15 protein-coding genes are annotated in these 15,685 nt (G+C 70.4%); 8 read left to right on the forward strand and 7 right to left on the reverse strand.

The annotated features are described in order from the left end of the window. Nucleotides 1-4: 4 nt before the first annotated feature. Both ACOZ38_RS33800 and ACOZ38_RS33805 read left to right on the forward strand, forming a co-directional pair. Nucleotides 5-1,312: a vWA domain-containing protein gene (locus ACOZ38_RS33800; RefSeq protein ID WP_424535117.1), complete on the forward strand. Its 1,308-nt coding sequence runs from the start codon at nt 5-7 to the stop codon at nt 1,310-1,312. A gap of 237 nt (nt 1,313-1,549) precedes the next feature. Continuing rightward, nucleotides 1,550-3,400, forward strand: a complete 1,851-nt coding sequence (locus ACOZ38_RS33805; protein ID WP_424535118.1) for an N-6 DNA methylase — start codon at nt 1,550-1,552, stop codon at nt 3,398-3,400. Nucleotides 3,401-3,490: 90 nt separating this feature from the next. Here ACOZ38_RS33805 and ACOZ38_RS33810 read toward each other — a convergent pair whose 3' ends face one another. Next, nucleotides 3,491-4,351 (reverse strand): aldo/keto reductase, encoded by an 861-nt coding sequence (locus ACOZ38_RS33810; RefSeq protein WP_424535119.1) that lies wholly within the window; start codon nt 4,349-4,351, stop codon nt 3,491-3,493. A 108-nt stretch (nt 4,352-4,459) separates the two neighbouring features. On the opposite strand from ACOZ38_RS33810, the gene ACOZ38_RS33815 reads away from it, so the two are divergent. Then, nucleotides 4,460-5,359, forward strand: coding sequence for a LysR family transcriptional regulator (locus tag ACOZ38_RS33815; protein ID WP_424535120.1), 900 nt, complete (start codon nt 4,460-4,462; stop codon nt 5,357-5,359). Between the two features lie 25 nt (nt 5,360-5,384). Here the strand turns inward: ACOZ38_RS33815 and ACOZ38_RS33820 are convergent, their stop codons facing one another. Continuing rightward, the gene (locus tag ACOZ38_RS33820) at nt 5,385-6,122 is read right to left on the reverse strand and encodes a sulfite exporter TauE/SafE family protein (RefSeq protein WP_424535121.1); all 738 of its coding nucleotides are present in this window, start codon (nt 6,120-6,122) and stop codon (nt 5,385-5,387) included. A 325-nt stretch (nt 6,123-6,447) separates the two neighbouring features. Further along, on the reverse strand, nt 6,448-6,927 hold the full coding sequence (locus tag ACOZ38_RS33825; RefSeq protein ID WP_424535122.1) for a RidA family protein: 480 nt from the start codon (nt 6,925-6,927) through the stop codon (nt 6,448-6,450). A gap of 150 nt (nt 6,928-7,077) precedes the next feature. On the opposite strand from ACOZ38_RS33825, the gene ACOZ38_RS33830 reads away from it, so the two are divergent. The 3 genes from ACOZ38_RS33830 (at nt 7,078) to ACOZ38_RS33840 (ending at nt 8,756) form a co-directional block, all read left to right on the forward strand. Continuing rightward, nucleotides 7,078-7,914, forward strand: coding sequence for a helix-turn-helix domain-containing protein (locus ACOZ38_RS33830; RefSeq protein WP_424537132.1), 837 nt, complete (start codon nt 7,078-7,080; stop codon nt 7,912-7,914). Next, complete coding sequence (locus tag ACOZ38_RS33835; RefSeq protein ID WP_405140015.1) at nt 7,911-8,321, forward strand: VOC family protein; 411 nt, start codon at nt 7,911-7,913, stop codon at nt 8,319-8,321. The genes ACOZ38_RS33830 and ACOZ38_RS33835 overlap by 4 nt, the downstream gene beginning before the upstream one ends. A gap of 63 nt (nt 8,322-8,384) precedes the next feature. Next, a complete protein-coding gene (locus ACOZ38_RS33840; RefSeq protein WP_424535123.1) occupies nt 8,385-8,756 on the forward strand; it encodes an MmcQ/YjbR family DNA-binding protein in 372 nt (123 codons plus the stop codon). Between the two features lie 143 nt (nt 8,757-8,899). On the opposite strand, the gene ACOZ38_RS33845 is transcribed toward ACOZ38_RS33840, so the two are convergent. After that, nucleotides 8,900-9,196, reverse strand: a complete 297-nt coding sequence (locus ACOZ38_RS33845) for a hypothetical protein (protein ID WP_424535124.1) — start codon at nt 9,194-9,196, stop codon at nt 8,900-8,902. A gap of 361 nt (nt 9,197-9,557) precedes the next feature. On the opposite strand from ACOZ38_RS33845, the gene ACOZ38_RS33850 reads away from it, so the two are divergent. Further along, nucleotides 9,558-10,349, forward strand: coding sequence for a DUF3152 domain-containing protein (locus ACOZ38_RS33850; protein ID WP_424535125.1), 792 nt, complete (start codon nt 9,558-9,560; stop codon nt 10,347-10,349). Between the two features lie 8 nt (nt 10,350-10,357). Here ACOZ38_RS33850 and ACOZ38_RS33855 read toward each other — a convergent pair whose 3' ends face one another. Both ACOZ38_RS33855 and ACOZ38_RS33860 read right to left on the reverse strand, forming a co-directional pair. Continuing rightward, nucleotides 10,358-12,067, reverse strand: a complete 1,710-nt coding sequence (locus tag ACOZ38_RS33855) for an AMP-binding protein (protein WP_424535126.1) — start codon at nt 12,065-12,067, stop codon at nt 10,358-10,360. Further along, complete coding sequence (locus ACOZ38_RS33860) at nt 12,064-12,774, reverse strand: sulfotransferase family protein (RefSeq protein ID WP_424535127.1); 711 nt, start codon at nt 12,772-12,774, stop codon at nt 12,064-12,066. Before ACOZ38_RS33860 ends, ACOZ38_RS33855 begins: the two co-directional genes overlap by 4 nt. Before the next feature lie 341 nt (nt 12,775-13,115). Here ACOZ38_RS33860 and ACOZ38_RS33865 point away from each other — a divergent pair, with 341 nt between their 5' ends. Next, nucleotides 13,116-15,119, forward strand: a complete 2,004-nt coding sequence (locus ACOZ38_RS33865; protein WP_424535128.1) for an N-acetylmuramoyl-L-alanine amidase — start codon at nt 13,116-13,118, stop codon at nt 15,117-15,119. 4 nt (nt 15,120-15,123) lie between these two features. Here the strand turns inward: ACOZ38_RS33865 and ACOZ38_RS33870 are convergent, their stop codons facing one another. Beyond that, entirely contained in the window at nt 15,124-15,684 is a 561-nt protein-coding gene (locus tag ACOZ38_RS33870; protein WP_424535129.1) for a DUF6461 domain-containing protein, read from the reverse strand. Nucleotide 15,685 lies beyond the last annotated feature (1 nt).

Genomic DNA, 15,685 nt, shown 5'->3' on the forward strand with positions numbered 1-15,685 from the left:
CGACATGCACGTCACCGCACACCTGGACCTCGACGTGGTCCCGCTCGACCAGGAGGACGAGGTCACCGTCCTCGTCCAGGTCACCGCCCCCAAACCGAAGCCTTCCGCGCTCCGGCAGCCCGCCACCCTTCAGATCGTCCTCGACCGCAGCGGCTCCATGGCCGGAGGCCGCCTCGAAGGTGCTCAAAGAGCGCTGCTCGCCCTGGTGGACCGGCTTGACGCGGTCGACAACTTCGGCCTGGTCAGCTTCGACGACACCGCCCAGGTGGACGTGCCCGCCGGGCCGCTGACCGACAAGCGCGCCGCCAAGCACGCGATCGCCGCAATCCGCCCCGGCAATTCCACCGACCTGTCCAGCGGACTGCTGCGCGGCATCCACGAGGCCCATCGGGCGGCGAGCGACCGCGGCGCGACCCTCCTGCTGATCTCGGACGGGCACGCCAACGTGGGCGTCACCGGCCCGGGGAGGCTGGGCCAGATAGCCATGGCCGCTCATCGCCAGGGCGTCGCGACCACCACTCTCGGATACGGCCTCGACTACGACGAGGAGCTCATGGCCGCCATCGCCGACGGTGGGACCGGCAGCGCCCTGCACGCCCAGGACCCGGACACGGCGGGGCAGCTCATCGCCGCCGAGGTCGACGGCCTGCTCGCCAAGGTCACCCAGGCCGCCTCGCTGACGATCACCCCTCGTCACCCCGTCACCTCCGTCCTGCTGTACGGCGGGCTGCCGTCGAGTCGGCTGCCGAACGGCGCGATCATGGCCGAGCTGGGCGATCTCTACGCGGGAGAGACCCGCAAGACCCTCCTGCGGCTGCTCGTCCCCGGCATCTCACAGTTCGGCATGCTCACGATCGCGGAGCTCGTCTTCACGTATGTGGAAGCGGAGATGCTGACCACGTACACCGTCACCGTCCCGGTCGCGATCAACGTCGTCCCGGGCGAAGAGGCCACCGGCCGTGTTCCCGACCTGACCGTACGGGCGGAGCGCCTGTTCCAGGAGGCGCAGGACGCCAAACGCCAGGCCTCCGAGGCCTTGCTCAAGGGCGACATCGCCGGAGCCGAGGAAGTGCTCAAGGCCGCCGGGGACGAGCTGGAGAAGGGCCTCGCCTGGGCGCCCAACAGCGAGGAACTGGCCGCCGAGGCGCGGGAACTGCGCGGGTACGCCCGCGACTCGTACATGGACCGCAAGCGCGTCTCCAAGGAAGCCCTCGCGAGCTGGCACCGCAGAACCCGAAAGCGCGGCCGCCCCTCCCCCGAGCCCGGAAACTCCCCCGACGCCCCCTCCAGCGACCCGTCCGATCAGAGCTGAGTGCGCAAACCCATTGGCCCGGTTGACGACGAGGACGGAGGGTGATGGCGCCCGGCACGATTCTTCAGGCCTTCCGGCAACGCACCCAGATCGATCGCGGCTCACGGTCGACTAGTAGGGCGTGAATCTGATACACGTGTTCTGGGCGCGTAATCGACTCTCGTAACTCTCCTCGTATAAGTTGGCATCCGCCTGACATGGCAAGACGTTGATACGAGAAGAGACAAGGGGTGTGCGATGGCCGGAGACGAGGCGACCGTCACGTCGGCCGATATCGCGCGTATGGCGGGGGTCGGGCGCGCTGCTGTGAGCAACTGGCGGCGCCGGCACGAGGACTTTCCCGAGCCGGTCGGCGGGACGGCGACCAGCCCCACCTTCTCCCTCAAGGACGTCGAGGCGTGGCTGCTCGGCCAGGGCAAGGTCGAGGAGCTGCCCTTGCAGGAGCGGGTCTGGCAGCAGATCAGGGCGGCCACCGACGAGATCCGGCTCGGCGAGGTGGTGGCGGAGGCCACCGAGCTGCTGCGCGGTCAGGGCAGGCCCCGGCTGGTACCGCGGCCCGCGTGGAAGCTCATCAAGGAGTACGCCGAAGAGCAGGGCAGCGCCGAGGCGACCCGATTCCTGCTGGACCGCTACGCCGAGGTCCACTCCCGCCGGCTGGTCGAGACGCCCGCCGAAGTGGCGGACTTCATGGTGAAGCTGGCCGGGCCGGGCGTCCAGACGGTTCTGGACCCCGCCTGCGGGTTGGGAATTCTCCTGACCGCGATGAGCGGAGTGGAACGCGTCTACGGGCAGGAGTACGACGACTCTCTCGCCCGGCTGTCGCAGACGCGTCTTTCGCTGGACGGGGTCGAGGGCGAAGTGCGGACCGGCGATTCCCTCCGCCAGGACGCCTGGCCGGGCGTGACCGTGGACGCCGTGCTCTGCCATCCGCCGTTCAACGAGCGCAACTGGGGATACGACGAGCTGACGAGCGACCCGCGCTGGGAGTACGGCCTTCCGCCCAAGTCGGAGTCGGAGCTCGCCTGGGTCCAGCACGCGCTGGCCCACCTGAACCCCGGCGGTGTCGCGGTCCTGCTGATGCCCGCCGTCGCCGCCAACCGCCGGTCCGGCCGCCGGATCCGCAGCAACCTGCTCCGCCGGGGCGTGGTCCAGGCCGTGATCGGCCTCCCGCCGAAGATGGCGTCCGGCACCGGGCTTCCCGTGCACGTCTGGGTTCTGCGCAAGCCCGCGGGCGACAGCCGTACGCCGTCGCGCGTGCTGATGGCCGAGGCCGAGCCCGCCGGCTTCGACGCGATCGCCGAGCTGTGGCGCGCCTTCCAGGATGATCCCGGCCGCGAGGTGGACCTGCCGGGTGAGATCCGCACAGTCCCGATCATCGACCTGATCGACGAGGACATCGACGTGACCCCGGCGCGGCACGTGGGCGTGGCGGACGAGGCGGGAGGCGACTATCCGTCCTTCCGCGAGCAGTTCGTGCGCCGCCTCGAACGACTCGCGACGCTGGTGCCCGACGCACTGCCCGGTAAGGCCAGGGAGATGCCGATGGTCCCGCTCTCGGAGCTGGAACGGACCGGAGCGCTGACGATCCACCAGTCCGGCAGGTACGACGTCGACGGCTCGGGTGAGCTCGTACTCGACGCCGGCCACCTGTTCACGGGAGGACCTGTCGTGACGCGCACGCGGCCCGAGAACAGGGTCGTGATCCAGCCGGGTGACGTGGTCGTCGCGACGCGCGATCGGGAGATCGCGGCCGAGGTGGTCGAGGACGCCGGCTACCTGCTCGGCCCTCGTCTCACCCTTCTCAGGCCAGATGCGGACCGTATCGATCCGTACTTCCTCGCGGGGTTCGTGCGGACCTTGTCGATGTCGACGGGTGGCACCCAGTCGGGGCTGACGCGCTTCGATCCACGGCGTGCCCAAGTGCCGCGCCTCCCTCTGGACGGGCAGCGGCGGTACGGCGAAGCGTTCAGGAACCTCTTCGCCTTCGAGGCCGAACTGCGCGAGGTACACGGGTCCGGCCTGACGGCGGCGGCGTCCGTCGCCATGGGGCTCGTCAGCGGCGCGCTGAACCCCCTGCCACCGGCATGATCTCAGCCTTGGTCGTCCAGGGGGCACGTACGAGCTGACGCGTCGGCCGGTGCCCGGCGAGCAAGGCCGGGCACCGGCGAGCGAACCTCGTCAGGCGGCGTCGAGGCGGGTCAGTTCTTCGGGGGAGAGCTTCAGGTCCACGGCGCCGGCCGAGTCGCGGATCGTCTCCGGGCGGGAGGAGCCGGGGATCGGGATCAGCACCGGGGACTTGGCGAGCATCCAGGCCAGGCAGACCTGGTGCGGGCTCACGCCGTGCTCCTTGGCCACGTCCTCGAAGGCGCCGAAGCGCGCGCCCAGCTCGCCCGAGCGGACGATGCCGCCGAACGGGCTCCAGGGCAGGAACGTGATGCCCAGCTCAGTACAGAGCTCCAGCTCGGGCTCGCTGGAGCGGAAGGCCGGTGAGAACTCGTTCTGCACGCTCACCAGCCGCCCGCCGAGGATCTCGTTCGCCTCGCGGATCTGGCCGGGGTCGGCGTTCGAGATGCCTGCGAAGCGGATCTTGCCGGCGTCCAGCAGGTCGCGGATCGCCCCGACCGACTCCGCGTACGGCACCTTCGGGTCTGGGCGGTGGAACTGGTAGAGGCCGATCGCCTCGACGCCGAGTCGCTTGAGCGAGGCGTCGCAGGCCTGCTTGAGGTAGTCGGGCGAGCCGTTCAACGTCCACGAGCCGTCGCCGGGACGAAGGTGGCCGCCCTTGGTCGCGATCAGCACGTCGGAGGTGTCGCCACCGTAGCCGGCCACGGCCCCAGCGATCAGGGACTCGTTGTGGCCGACGTCGTCCGCGTGCAGGTGGTAGGCGTCCGCGGTGTCGAACAGCGTCACGCCCGCGTCCAGCGCGGCGTGGATGGTCGCTACCGAACGCCGCTCGTCGGGGCGCCCCTCGATCGACATCGGCATTCCGCCGAGCCCGATCGCGCTGACCTGGACATCGCCGATGCGGCGAGTCTGCATGGGAGTTCCTCCTCGGAGATGACTTGGTACCTGTCCAGTCTTCCCTGCCCGCTATTAAGCTGTCCAACAGCAGATACTGATTCTATTGAGCAGCCCTGGTGATGAATCATGGAACTCCGGCAACTCGAATACTTCATCGCCGTCGCGGAGGAGTGCCACTTCACGCGGGCGGCCAAGCGTTTGCGCGTCGCCCAGTCGGGGCTGTCGGCCTCGATCCGGTCCCTTGAGCGTGAGCTGGGCGCGCCGCTGTTCCTGCGCAGCACCCGGCAGGTCGAGCTGACCCCCGCCGGACGGGCGCTCCTGGTCGAGGCCCGGCGCGCGCTGTCGGCCACCGACGCGGCCAAGGACGCCGTCGCGGCCGTCCAGGGGTTGCTGCGCGGCAGCCTGGCCATCGGATCTCTGCAGTGCCTGCACGTGGTGCACCTGCCGGCCGTGCTCGCGAGCTTCATCGCCGCGCATCCAGGCCTGGAGATCAGCCTGCGCCAAGGTGGGTCGGGCGAGCTCATCGAGCAGGTGCGCGCGGGGCGGCTGGACCTGGCGTTCGTCTCCCGTCCGGCCCGTTGTCCGGACGATGTGCTGGTCGAGTCGCTGGCCGGCGAGCCGCTCGTGCTCGCCTGCGCCCCCGAGCACCCGTTCGCCGCGCGGGAGAAGGTCGAGCCCGCGGAGCTGCGCACGGAGCGGTTCGTGGACTTCCCTCAGGACTGGGGCACCCGAGACCTGGTCGACGGCGTGCTCACCGCCGAGGGGGTCGAACGACGCGTCTCCCTGGAGGTGACCGACGTGCACTCGCTGCTCGACCTGGTGACCTTCGGGCTCGGCGTGGCGCTCGTGCCGCGGTCGTTCTCGGTGAAGACCGACCGGGTGCGCTTCGTCGAGCTCGCCGGGGCCGTACCGGCCTGGGAGACGGTGACCGTGACGGGCGACCCGATGAGCGCGGCGGCGGCGGCGCTCCTGCACGAGGTCCACGAGGCGAGGAGTGGCCGCGGACCCGGTGCCTTGGCCTGCTGAACGGGCCGCCGGCACCGTGAAGGTGTCAGAGGAGCAGGCGTACGGCCGCGACGAAGGTGAGGAGCAGCGTCACCCGTTCGAACCACGTCCTGTTGATGTGGCCGATGACCGCGCGGCCGGCCGCCGCGCCGGCGAGGACGGCCGGGGCGGTCACCGCGGCGAAGGCCAGCGAGGCGGGGGTGATCAGGCCGAGCCCGACGCTGAACGGCACCTTGAAGGCGTTGATCGTCAGGAAGAACCACGCGCTGGTGCCGAGGAACCCCAGCATCGGCATGCCCGCCGCCAGCAGGTAGAGGGCCATGATCGGCCCCGCGGCGTTGGCCGTCATGGTGGCGAAGCCGGAGAAGACCCCCGCGAAGGCGGCCACCGCCCGGTGGTGGGCCAGGGACGCCTCGGCCCCTCTGCGCCGGTTCCAGAAGTGAACGGCGATGATGGCCAGCAGGATCACCCCGATGAGCCGTCTCATCTGCGCGTCGTCGACCCAGCGGACGACGACGGCGCCGGCCACCACTCCGGCGGCCACCCACGGGAAGAGCCTGAGCAGCCTCGGCCAGTCCGCGTGGCGGCGGTAGGAGGCCACGGCCACCACGTCGCCGACGAGCAGCAGCGGCAGGAGAGTGCCGGTGGAGCTCTTCGTCGGGAGCACGAGCGCGAACAGGGCGACCGCCACCGTCCCCGTGCCGGAGACGCCGGTCTTGGAGAACCCTACGAGCACCAGCGAGAACAGCAGCACCGCCCACTGCAGGAGGTCAAGGGACGGCATCACCCTCGCCCGAAGGCGCCCCCTTCGGCGTGTGCGCGCTGCGAGAGGAACACGCCCTCAACCCGCCCACCAGGAACGCCCCTCCCTGCCGCCTTCCCACCCAGACCGCGGCTGCCGACCGTCTGCCCGCGCTGATCGTGGGTGTTCGGGAGCGGGCGTCTGCATGGAGGGACATCGACCGTGAGGGCGGCGGGGGGCGGGGGTTCGAGGGGCATGGTGCTCAGCATCGCGGCTGGATACGGCGGCCCGCAAATTCCCTCGACCAGTATGAGATCGAGGCGACCGGCCGCTCCGGCCGAGGACGGCCCGCTGTGCGGGGTCGTCTTCAGGTGATGGCGACTTCGGCCTCGATCTCGACGGGGATCGAGTACGGAAGCTCTGCCAGGCCGACGGCGGAGCGGGCGTGCCTTCCCTGCTCAGGGCCCCAGAGCTGGAGGATCAGGTCGGAGAAGCCGTTGATCACTCCCGGCGTCTCGGTGAACCCGGGTGCGGTGTTGACCATGCCGTAGACTCTGAGCCAGCCGGTGATCCGGTCGAGGTCGCCGAGCTCGCGCTTCAGGCTCGCGAGGATCGCCAGGCCCGTGAGCCGCGCCGCCTGGTAACCCTGCTCGCGGGTGAGCCGGTCCCCCACCTTGCCCAGTGGCTCGGCCAGCGAGCCGTCCGCCGCCAACGGCCCATGCCCCGAGACGTACGCCCGGTCGCCGTGGATCCGTACCCAGGGGAACGGCAGCTCGGCCCCCGGCGGCAGCCGCGTCGGCTCAGGCAGTACGAGGCCCAGCTCGTCCAGTCTCTTCTCGATATGCATGAAGGCCATCCGTAGTGGCACCCCGTCCCCCGGGTCAAGTACGAGAAGCCCCGGTACGCCGGGCTCGCGGTCAGCGGGCGGGGACGGCACGATGGTCTGGGTGCCGGGTTGACGTGTGCCGGGGTGCGGCGGGAGGAGTCGGTCGTGGAGATGGCATTCGGGGTGCCCGCCAGCGGGCTGCGCCCGCTGATCGCCCGCTACCACGGGTACCGGGAGCACGACGGGGCTCCCGGCTGCCATCGAGGGCTCCCCTCGCCGTACCTGACCGTCATCATCACCCTCGGCGAGCCGCTCACCGTCGCCACGCACCCCGACGTGCGGCAGGCGCCAGGGCAGTACGACACGCTGGTCGGCGGCCTGCACACCTCGCCCGCGCTGATCACCCACCAGGGCCGTCAGGCCGGTGTGCAGCTCGCGCTGAGCCCTCTCGGCACCCGGCGGCTGCTCGGCCTGCCCGCCGGCGAGCTGCGGAACATCGACCTGGACGCGGCCGACGTCCTGGGGCGCACCGCTCATGAGCTGCACGAGCGCCTGAACGCCGCGTCGGGCTGGCCCGAGCGGTTCGTGATCCTGGACGAGCTGCTGCTGCGCCATGCCGGTCGCGAACGTGCCGTGCCCGACGAGATAGCGCGGGCCTGGAGGCTGCTGATGTCCAGCGGTGGCCGGGTGCCGATCTCCGACCTCGCCCGCGAGATCGGCTGGAGCAGCCGCCACCTCGCCACGCGCTTCGCCGGCGAGATCGGGCTCACCCCCAAGGCCGCCGCCCGGGTCATCAGGTTCGACAGGACGCGGCACAGGCTGCGAAGGCGGGCCGGCTCCGCCCTTGGGCTCGCCGATCTGGCGGCCGAGTCCGGTTACTACGACCAGGCGCACCTCGCCCGCGACTTCCGCGACCTGGCCGGGTGCTCGCCCACCCGGTGGCTGGCCGAGGAGTTCCGAAATGTCCAAGCCGCTGCGTCGGTCGCGACGGCAGACTCGATGGCATGACACAGACACCGCGACCCCAGGTCTGGCCGACACTGCGCGCCCGTGACGCCCGCTCGCTCATCGCGTTCCTCGTCGACGCCTTCGGCTTCGAGGAGACCGTCTCGTACGGCGACGGCGAGCGTGTCGACCACGCTCAACTCGACTGGCCGCTCGGCGGGGGCATCATGCTCGGCTCCGTGCGTGAGCCCGGTGCGGACAACCCGTGGTCCCTGCCCCCTGGCACCTTCGGCGCGTACGTCGTCACCGACGATCCCGACGCGCTGTTCGCCCGGGCCACGAAGGCCGGCGCCGAGGTGGTCTACGGGCTGCGCGAGACCGACTACGGATCTCGCGACTTCGCCGTCCGCGACCCGGAGGGCAACCTGTGGTCCTTCGGCACCTACCGCGGCGAACCCCGCAAGGGCTGATGACCAGCCCTTCACCAGGGGACGCGTGGCGAAACTGTCGGTGAGCTTTGATACATGTGGGTCATGGGTGTGACTGTCGATGAGTTCCTGGGCATGCTCGGCCAACTGCCCGAGGTGAAGCAGAGTGAAGGCGGCGACTGGGTCTCGCTGAAGGTGCACGGCAAGGGCTTCGGCTACCTCTGGGAGAAGACCGAGACCGTGGGGCTCAAGGCGACGATCGAGGAGCAGATCGCGCTGGTCACGGAGCGTCCGGAGGTGTTCGAGCCCCAGTTCACCGCGGGGCGGTTCGGCTGGGTCGTGGTCCACCTCGCGAAGATCGATCCCGACGAGCTGTTGGAGCTGGTCACCGAGGCCTGGTGCCTCACGGCCCCCAAACACCTGGTCGACGCCCACGAAGCCGGCCCACTAGGCAGAGCCCTGCCCCCCGCGAAATGACGCGCCGGCACCGCGCCGATGAGTTCACCCGACCGGCATCAACGGGCGGGGCTTTCCGGTGCTCGTGCGAGGGGGCGGAGGCGCATTGCGGCGACCCCGCCCCTTCGGAGGCCGGCGGACCGTACTGCCGGATGTGGCGGGGCTCAGCGGTTGATCACCGGGGCGGGGGTGCCCGCGGGCTTGGGGACTCGCACGGTGGTGGTCGGCTTGGCGCCGGCCTTGCGGGCGTCCGCGGTGATGTAGCAGTCGTAGTAGCAGTAGTAGTCGTCGCAGTAACGCAGGAAGCAGATCACGCCTCTCGCGTCGTCGGTCGTTCGCGTGCACGTGGCCGCCGGTGAGATCTTCGGCGAGGCGGCCTGAGCCGTGGTCGCGGGGAACGCGACGAACAGGCCGGCTCCCGCCAGCGCCACGCCGGCCAGGGTCGTGCCGACACTACGCATGATTCCTCCTCGTTCCCGCCACTGCCTGGACACCGGCCAGAGGCAGTCGGCGAAGATCTTTAAGCACTCCAACCGTCGCCACTCTAGGTCATTGATCAATCACTGTTAGTTATCGAAGGAGATCGGCGCGTCACCCATGGCATCGGCGAAGTTCGCCACCCGGCCGCCGCGACCGCGGGGGCCGGCCTCTTGCCGGGGATGGGATCGTGGGGAAACCCCTGCCTGCACGGGGGCGGGTAGCGGGGTGATGAGTGATCGGTAATAGGCTTCGCTGTCGATGTCCCGCAACGTAACTCCCCAGGGTTCTCGCCCTAAGAAGCCCGCCACTCTTCTGCTCGCGTGTGCCGCCGGAGCCGCGGTCATGATCGGCGCAGGCACGCTCGTACTCGACGGTGCGAAGGGGTCGTCCGCCCAGAGCATCCCGTCCGGTCCGTCGGATCCGGCCGGGCACCTGGAAGCGACTTCCCCGGCTCTCGCGCTCTCCCGCCCGACGCCCGAACCGGGGCCCAGAAAGAAATCACCGGCGGAATCCGATGATTCGGAAAAGCAACTCTCAGGCGAGCGACGCCAGCCTGCTGTAGTGCGGGTTCCGCAGGCCGCGAAAGGCCGCTACTCCGTGGTGCAGGGGGTGGCCAAGCCGCCGAAGAAGAGCCACGGAAAAGTCATCCGATACATGGTCGAGGTCGAGAAGGGTCTTCCTTTCGACAAGAAAGAATTCGCCGCCGCCGTGCACCGGACCTTGAACGACCCGCGTAGCTGGGGATCCGGGGGCCGGATGCGGTTCAAGCGGGTCGATCACGGGCCTGTGCGGTTCCGGGTGGCGCTGTCCAGCCCCGAGATGACGAACGCGCGCTGCCTGCCGATGACTACGTACGGGGAGCTTTCCTGCTGGAACGGCCGGCAGGCGGTCATCAACGCTAAGCGGTGGGGGCAGGGTGTCCCGGGATACCGCGGCGACCTGGCCGCCTACCGGGAGTACGTGATCAACCACGAGGTGGGCCACGCGCTCGGCCATGGCCACGAGTTCTGCGACGCTCCCGGCAAACCAGCCCCGGTGATGGCCCAGCAGACCATATCCCTCCAGCGCTGCCGCCCCAACCCCTGGCCATTCCGAACCGCCCGAACCTCTGCGAACACGTCAGCGGACCGGTGAGATCGAGGTCAAGGGCGGGGCTGGTGGAGCAGGCGTTCGCGCAGTCGATTTTTCAGGACCTTGCCCAGGGGGTTGCGAGGGAGGGCGTCGACGCAGGTGAGGTGGGTGGGCAGGTACCACTCGGTCATGCCGCGCCGGAGGAGGTGGCCTCGAAGGCCGTCGAGGGTGGGTGGGGTGCCTTCGGGAACGACGACGGCGTACACCATCTCCTTGCCGCCCGAGCCCGGGCAACCGACGATCGCCACGTCGGCGACGGCCGGGTGCCCCCGCAGCTCGTCCTCGACCTCCAGGATCGGGATCGGGTGCGGGCTGCCGATGCGGTCGGCGACCCTGGACAGATAGCGCAGGCCGCCACGTCCGTCCTCCCCCACGAGGTCCCCGGTGTCGTACCAGCCGTCCGAGGTGTCCGGGGCCCACACCGGGCGCCGGCCGCTGAGCTCGAAGGTGCCGACGCACACCGATGGACCGCGCACATGCAACCGGAACACCGGGCCACCGGGCCCGTGATCGTCGGATGCGCCGCCGCCCTCACGGTCTTTGGGAGGTTCGGGCAGGTCGGGGGCATCGGGAAGTAGGCGGACTTCGCGGCCCGGGGTGGGGCGGCCGATGCTCTGGCCAGGCCAGCCGGGCGGGTCGTCGACGGCCGTCAGGGTGAGCCCGCCCGTCTCGGTCATGCCGAAGCCGTTGACCAGTCGCGGGCACAGCAGTTCCCTGAGCGGCGCGACGAGCGAGGCGGGCAGCGGAGCGCCGGTACTGGTCACCACGCACAGGCCGGGCAGGGGACGGCGTCGCCGCCGCTGTGCTCGGACCAGGTCGCCCAGCATCTCCGGCGCCGCGAGGAAATGGGTGACGTGGTGCCGTGCCAGGAGGTCCAGCCAGACCTCCGGGTCGCGCGTGTCGGCGAACACGGAGGTGCACCGGGCCACCAGGGGCGTCAGCACGTTGGTACGCATTCCCAACGAATGCGTCAGATCCGCCGGCGTGCCGACTCTCGGGTCTGGCACCTCGCGCAGAGCCCCCTGCCTCGCCCGGGTGGAGGCGAACTGCGTGTTGGGCGTGTGCAGCACGCCCTTGGACTCGCCCGTGGTGCCGGAGGTGAACAGCACAAGCGACACCTCGTCACTCCGTCCGGAGGGCGCGCTGTCCGGGCCGAGGAAGCGGGGGTCGAGGAGGGTGGCGAAGGGGGTCGCGGCGGCGGGGTGGGGGGTGCCGAGGACGATGCGGTGGTGGAGGTGCGGCAGGCGGGGGGCGAGGTCGGCCAGGAGCTGGGCGGGACTCCGGCCTTCCCATCGGCCGACGGTCACGCACGCGCTCGCCCCCGTGCCGGCGAGTATCCGCTCCACCTCGCGCGCGCCCAGCGTCATCATCATCGGCACGGCGACCGCCCCGGCGTCCAGGCACGCGAGGGCCAGCGCCGCGGTCTCCCACCAGTTGGGAAGCTGGTAGGCCACCGCGTCACCAGGGCGGATCCCGAGTTCACCCAGCCCCGCCGACAGCCGGCCCACGTACGAGGCCAGCTCGCCGAAGGTCACCGTCACCTCGCGCCCCTCGTCCCTGCGCCAGTTGACGAACGCCGTGCGATCGGGGACCGAGGACGCCGCGGCGCGCAGGTCGTCGACGAACGTCTCTGTACGCCACCACCCCTGCGCGTAGTACATCCGCGCCCTGGCCACCGGCACCCGCCGCGCGCCGGTCAGGTCCCGTATCCCCCCGTTCATCGGATCGCGGTGTGGCTGCCGGATTCGGGTGAGCGCAGGGTGAGCACGCGTCTGCGGCGGCGGGCCGCCATGCGGCGGAAGGCGGCGGTGTCGTTCAGGTGGGGGAACGACTCGTCGGGTACGGGGACGCCGAGGAAGTCGCACAGCGGTCCCCAGCCCTGGCGCACCTCGTACACCAGCAGCCGGTCGGCAGGGACCGCGGCCAGCACGTGGGCGGTGTGCCACTCGAAGACGCGCATCGCGTAGTCGGGGTCGTCGAACCGGGCGCCGAAGGTGCCCTCCCAGATCACCCTCTCGCACATCCGGCGGCGGTGCCGCAGCCCCTGGCAGACGCCGTCCTCCAGCCGCATCAGCATCCCGGCCAGTCCCGGCTGCCGGTGGCTGGACCGGTAGATCGTGTCACGCACGCTCTCGTACCACCTGCCGGCGTCCCGCACGGTGAGGATCACCCGTGCTTCCTGGTAGGCGTCCATCAGCTCCTGCCAGAAGTAGCACGAGGGCCAGTCGACGGTGGCCTGGTATCCGTCCAGCAGCTCGTCCCAGGCCACCGGCTCGCCGCGTGCCGCCGCCTCCCAGCCCCTGATTCGGTCGAGGTCCCCATCGAGTGAGGACATGTGATGACATGGCCCGCAGCCGAGGCGCTCCAGGGCCGCCTTGAGCGTGTACGTACCGGTACGGCCCATTCCGGCCCCGATGACTTCCAGCATGTGTTCCCCCCATGTACAGAGCGGCGTTTCCGTGCACCTGCCGGGGCTCTATGAACCTGGTCGCGAGCACTGCCGGGCGTGCCATTTCGCATCGGTCATAGTGCCGGGCATCCCCGCGCGGTCCCGCATATCTCGCCCTTTCATCTTTACACGGTGAGAAACGGCTCTCAAAGGCCGGGGAGGATTTCCCAAGGCCGGGCAATAATTCTTGACACGCCGCATTACAAGAATGGGATGGCGCCGCAAGATCCCGTATGGTGACCGTCGTGATCCCGGGCTATGTCTTCTGCGCGGACCCGCTGAAGTCGCGACGTGTTGCGCAGACGGTGAAAGGGTCCCAGATGCGTAGAACCCTGGCGGTCGCCGCCTCGATGGCGGCGACCTTGCTCGTCACCCTCCCCCCGGCCCACGCCGATCCCGCCCACGCCGATCCGGCCGGCGCTGAGACGGCCCACGCGGAGACGGCCCATGCGGAGACGCCCGGTGCCCGGTCATCGCGCCAGGAGGCCTTCAGGGCGGCCGCCGGCAAGTACGGCGTGCCGGAGAACGTCCTGCTCGGCGTCTCCTACCTGGAGTCCCGCTGGGACGCCAACCAGGGCCTGCCCAGCGTCACGGCGGGGTACGGGCCGATGCACCTGACGGACGCGCGCACGGCTCTCGCGGGGAGCCTGCCCCATCACGGCGAAGGCGCGGAGGACCCGCGCGGCGATGACGCGAGACCCTCGAAGCCTCCGAAGAGCGCCGAGCCCGCGCAGCCGGCGGAGCCGGGGTCGCAGACGGCCGACGAGGCCGCCCGGCTCACCGGGCTCCCGGCGGAACAACTGGTCAAGGACCCGAGCGCCAACCTGCTCGGCGGAGCGGCCCTGCTGGCCCAGTACCAGAGGGACCTGAAGATCCCGGCGAGCTCCGATCCGGCGGACTGGTACGGCGCCGTGGCCCGCTACTCGGGGGCGCGGGACGCCGAGACCGCCAGGCAGTTCGCCGACGAGGTGTTCTCCACCCTCGAAGAGGGCGCGAGCAGGGTCACCGATGACGGCCAGAAGGTTTCGCTGCCCGCCTCACCGGAGATCGCTCCGCGCATGGAGCAAGTGGACCGCCTGGGGCTGCGCGAGGCTGAGAGCAAGACCGTCGAGTGCCCGAAGAAACTCGCCTGTGAGTGGCTTCCCGCGCCCTACCAGAAGCTGTCGGACGCCCCCGGCGACTACGGCAACCACGACCTGTCCGACCGGCCGCGCAACCAGCGGATCGACTACATCGTCATCCACGACACCGAGGAGACCTACGACAAGACCCTCAGGCTGGTGGCCGACCCCACCTACGTGAGCTGGCACTACACGATCCGCTCGGCCGACGGTCACATCGCCCAGCACGTGCGGACCAGGGACGTCGCCTGGCACGCGGGCAACTGGTACGTCAACGCCAAGTCCATCGGCATCGAGCACGAGGGCTTCCTGGCGAAGGCCGGCTCCTGGTACACCGAGGCGATGTACCGCAGCTCGGCGCGGCTGGTGCGCTACCTCGCCAAGCGGTACGACATCCCGCTGGACCGCGCGCACATCCTCGGCCATGACAACGTCCCCGGCACCATCCCCGGCAACGTGGCGACCATGCACGTCGACCCGGGGCCGTACTGGGACTGGGGCCACTACTTCGCGCTGATGCGCCGTCCGTTCAGGGCCACGGGCGGCGCGCACGGCGGCCTGGTGACGATCAGGACGGACTACGCGAACCACCGGCCGCGCTACACCGGCTGCGACCGGCCGGGCGTGGACTGCCCGCCGCACGGTTCCGCCTCCGTCTGGCTGCACACCGAGCCCAGCGAGGACGCTCCCCTGGTGAAGGACATCGGGCGCAGGCCCGGCGGGGAGTCGACGTACGACGTCTCCGACCACGGCGCCAGGGCCACCACGGGCCAGCAGTACGCGCTCGCCGGCAGGAAGGGCGACTGGACGGCCATCTGGTATCTCGGCCGGCTCGCGTGGTTCCGCAATCCGCACGACAACCCCACGGCGGTCAACGCCACCGGGCTGGTCGTCACGCCGAAGCCGGGTCTCGCCCCTGTGCCGGTGTACGGAAGGGCCTATCCGGAGCCTGAGGCGTACCCGAAGGGCGTGCCGGTCCAGACGATCGTCCCCCTGCAGTACTCGATCCCGCAGGGTCAGCGGTACTCCGTCGGCCTGGCGACGCGCGGGGAGTACTACTACGCGGTGACCTTCGACCGGGACACCCACACGGTGGTCAGGGGCCGCACGCTGTACTACCAGATCCAGCTCGGCCACCGCATCGCCTACGTCATGGCCGACGACGTGAACATCGCCCCCTCGTCGCTCGGGGCGCCCCGCTGACCGCTCAGTAGTCGGGGAGGATGCCCCTGACTCCCGTGCCCGTGTGCGGGTCTCCGGCGGGGCCCCGCACGCCGGTGAGGCTCTCGGCGAGGACGAGCGCCGTGGTGACGTCCGCCTTCGGGCCGTCCTCGCCGTCGCCGCCGAGCAGGCCGAGCTCGCGCATCTCGGCGAGGTAGCGGTCGGGCTCGCTGCCCGAGCGGGAGTCGCCGGGGAACTGCGGATCGAAGCTGAGGATCTCCTCGCCCTCCTCGTAGAAGACGAAGGTCTGGTCGAAGTTCACGTTGCGGAACACGCTCGCGACCACCGTGCCGGCCGAGAGGGGGCGCAGGAACTGGTCCATGGTGGCGGCGTAGCCGTTCTCCTCGATCAGCAGCGTGCCGCCCTCGGAGGGCTGCGCCAGCAGCAGGCCTTCGAGGAGGTCCTCCTCGTCGTCCTCGTCGGTGAGCAGCTCGACGCCGATGCGCCGCAGGGCCTCCTCCGGCGTGAGATCTCGCACGAAGGTGAAGCAGTACCCCGTGTCGCTCCGCGAGAACCAGTCGTATCCGGTGTGGCCAGTACCGCTCACG

The organism is Sphaerisporangium viridialbum, assembly GCF_049674955.1.
Taxonomy (GTDB): Bacteria; Actinomycetota; Actinomycetes; order Streptosporangiales; family Streptosporangiaceae; genus Sphaerisporangium; species Sphaerisporangium viridialbum.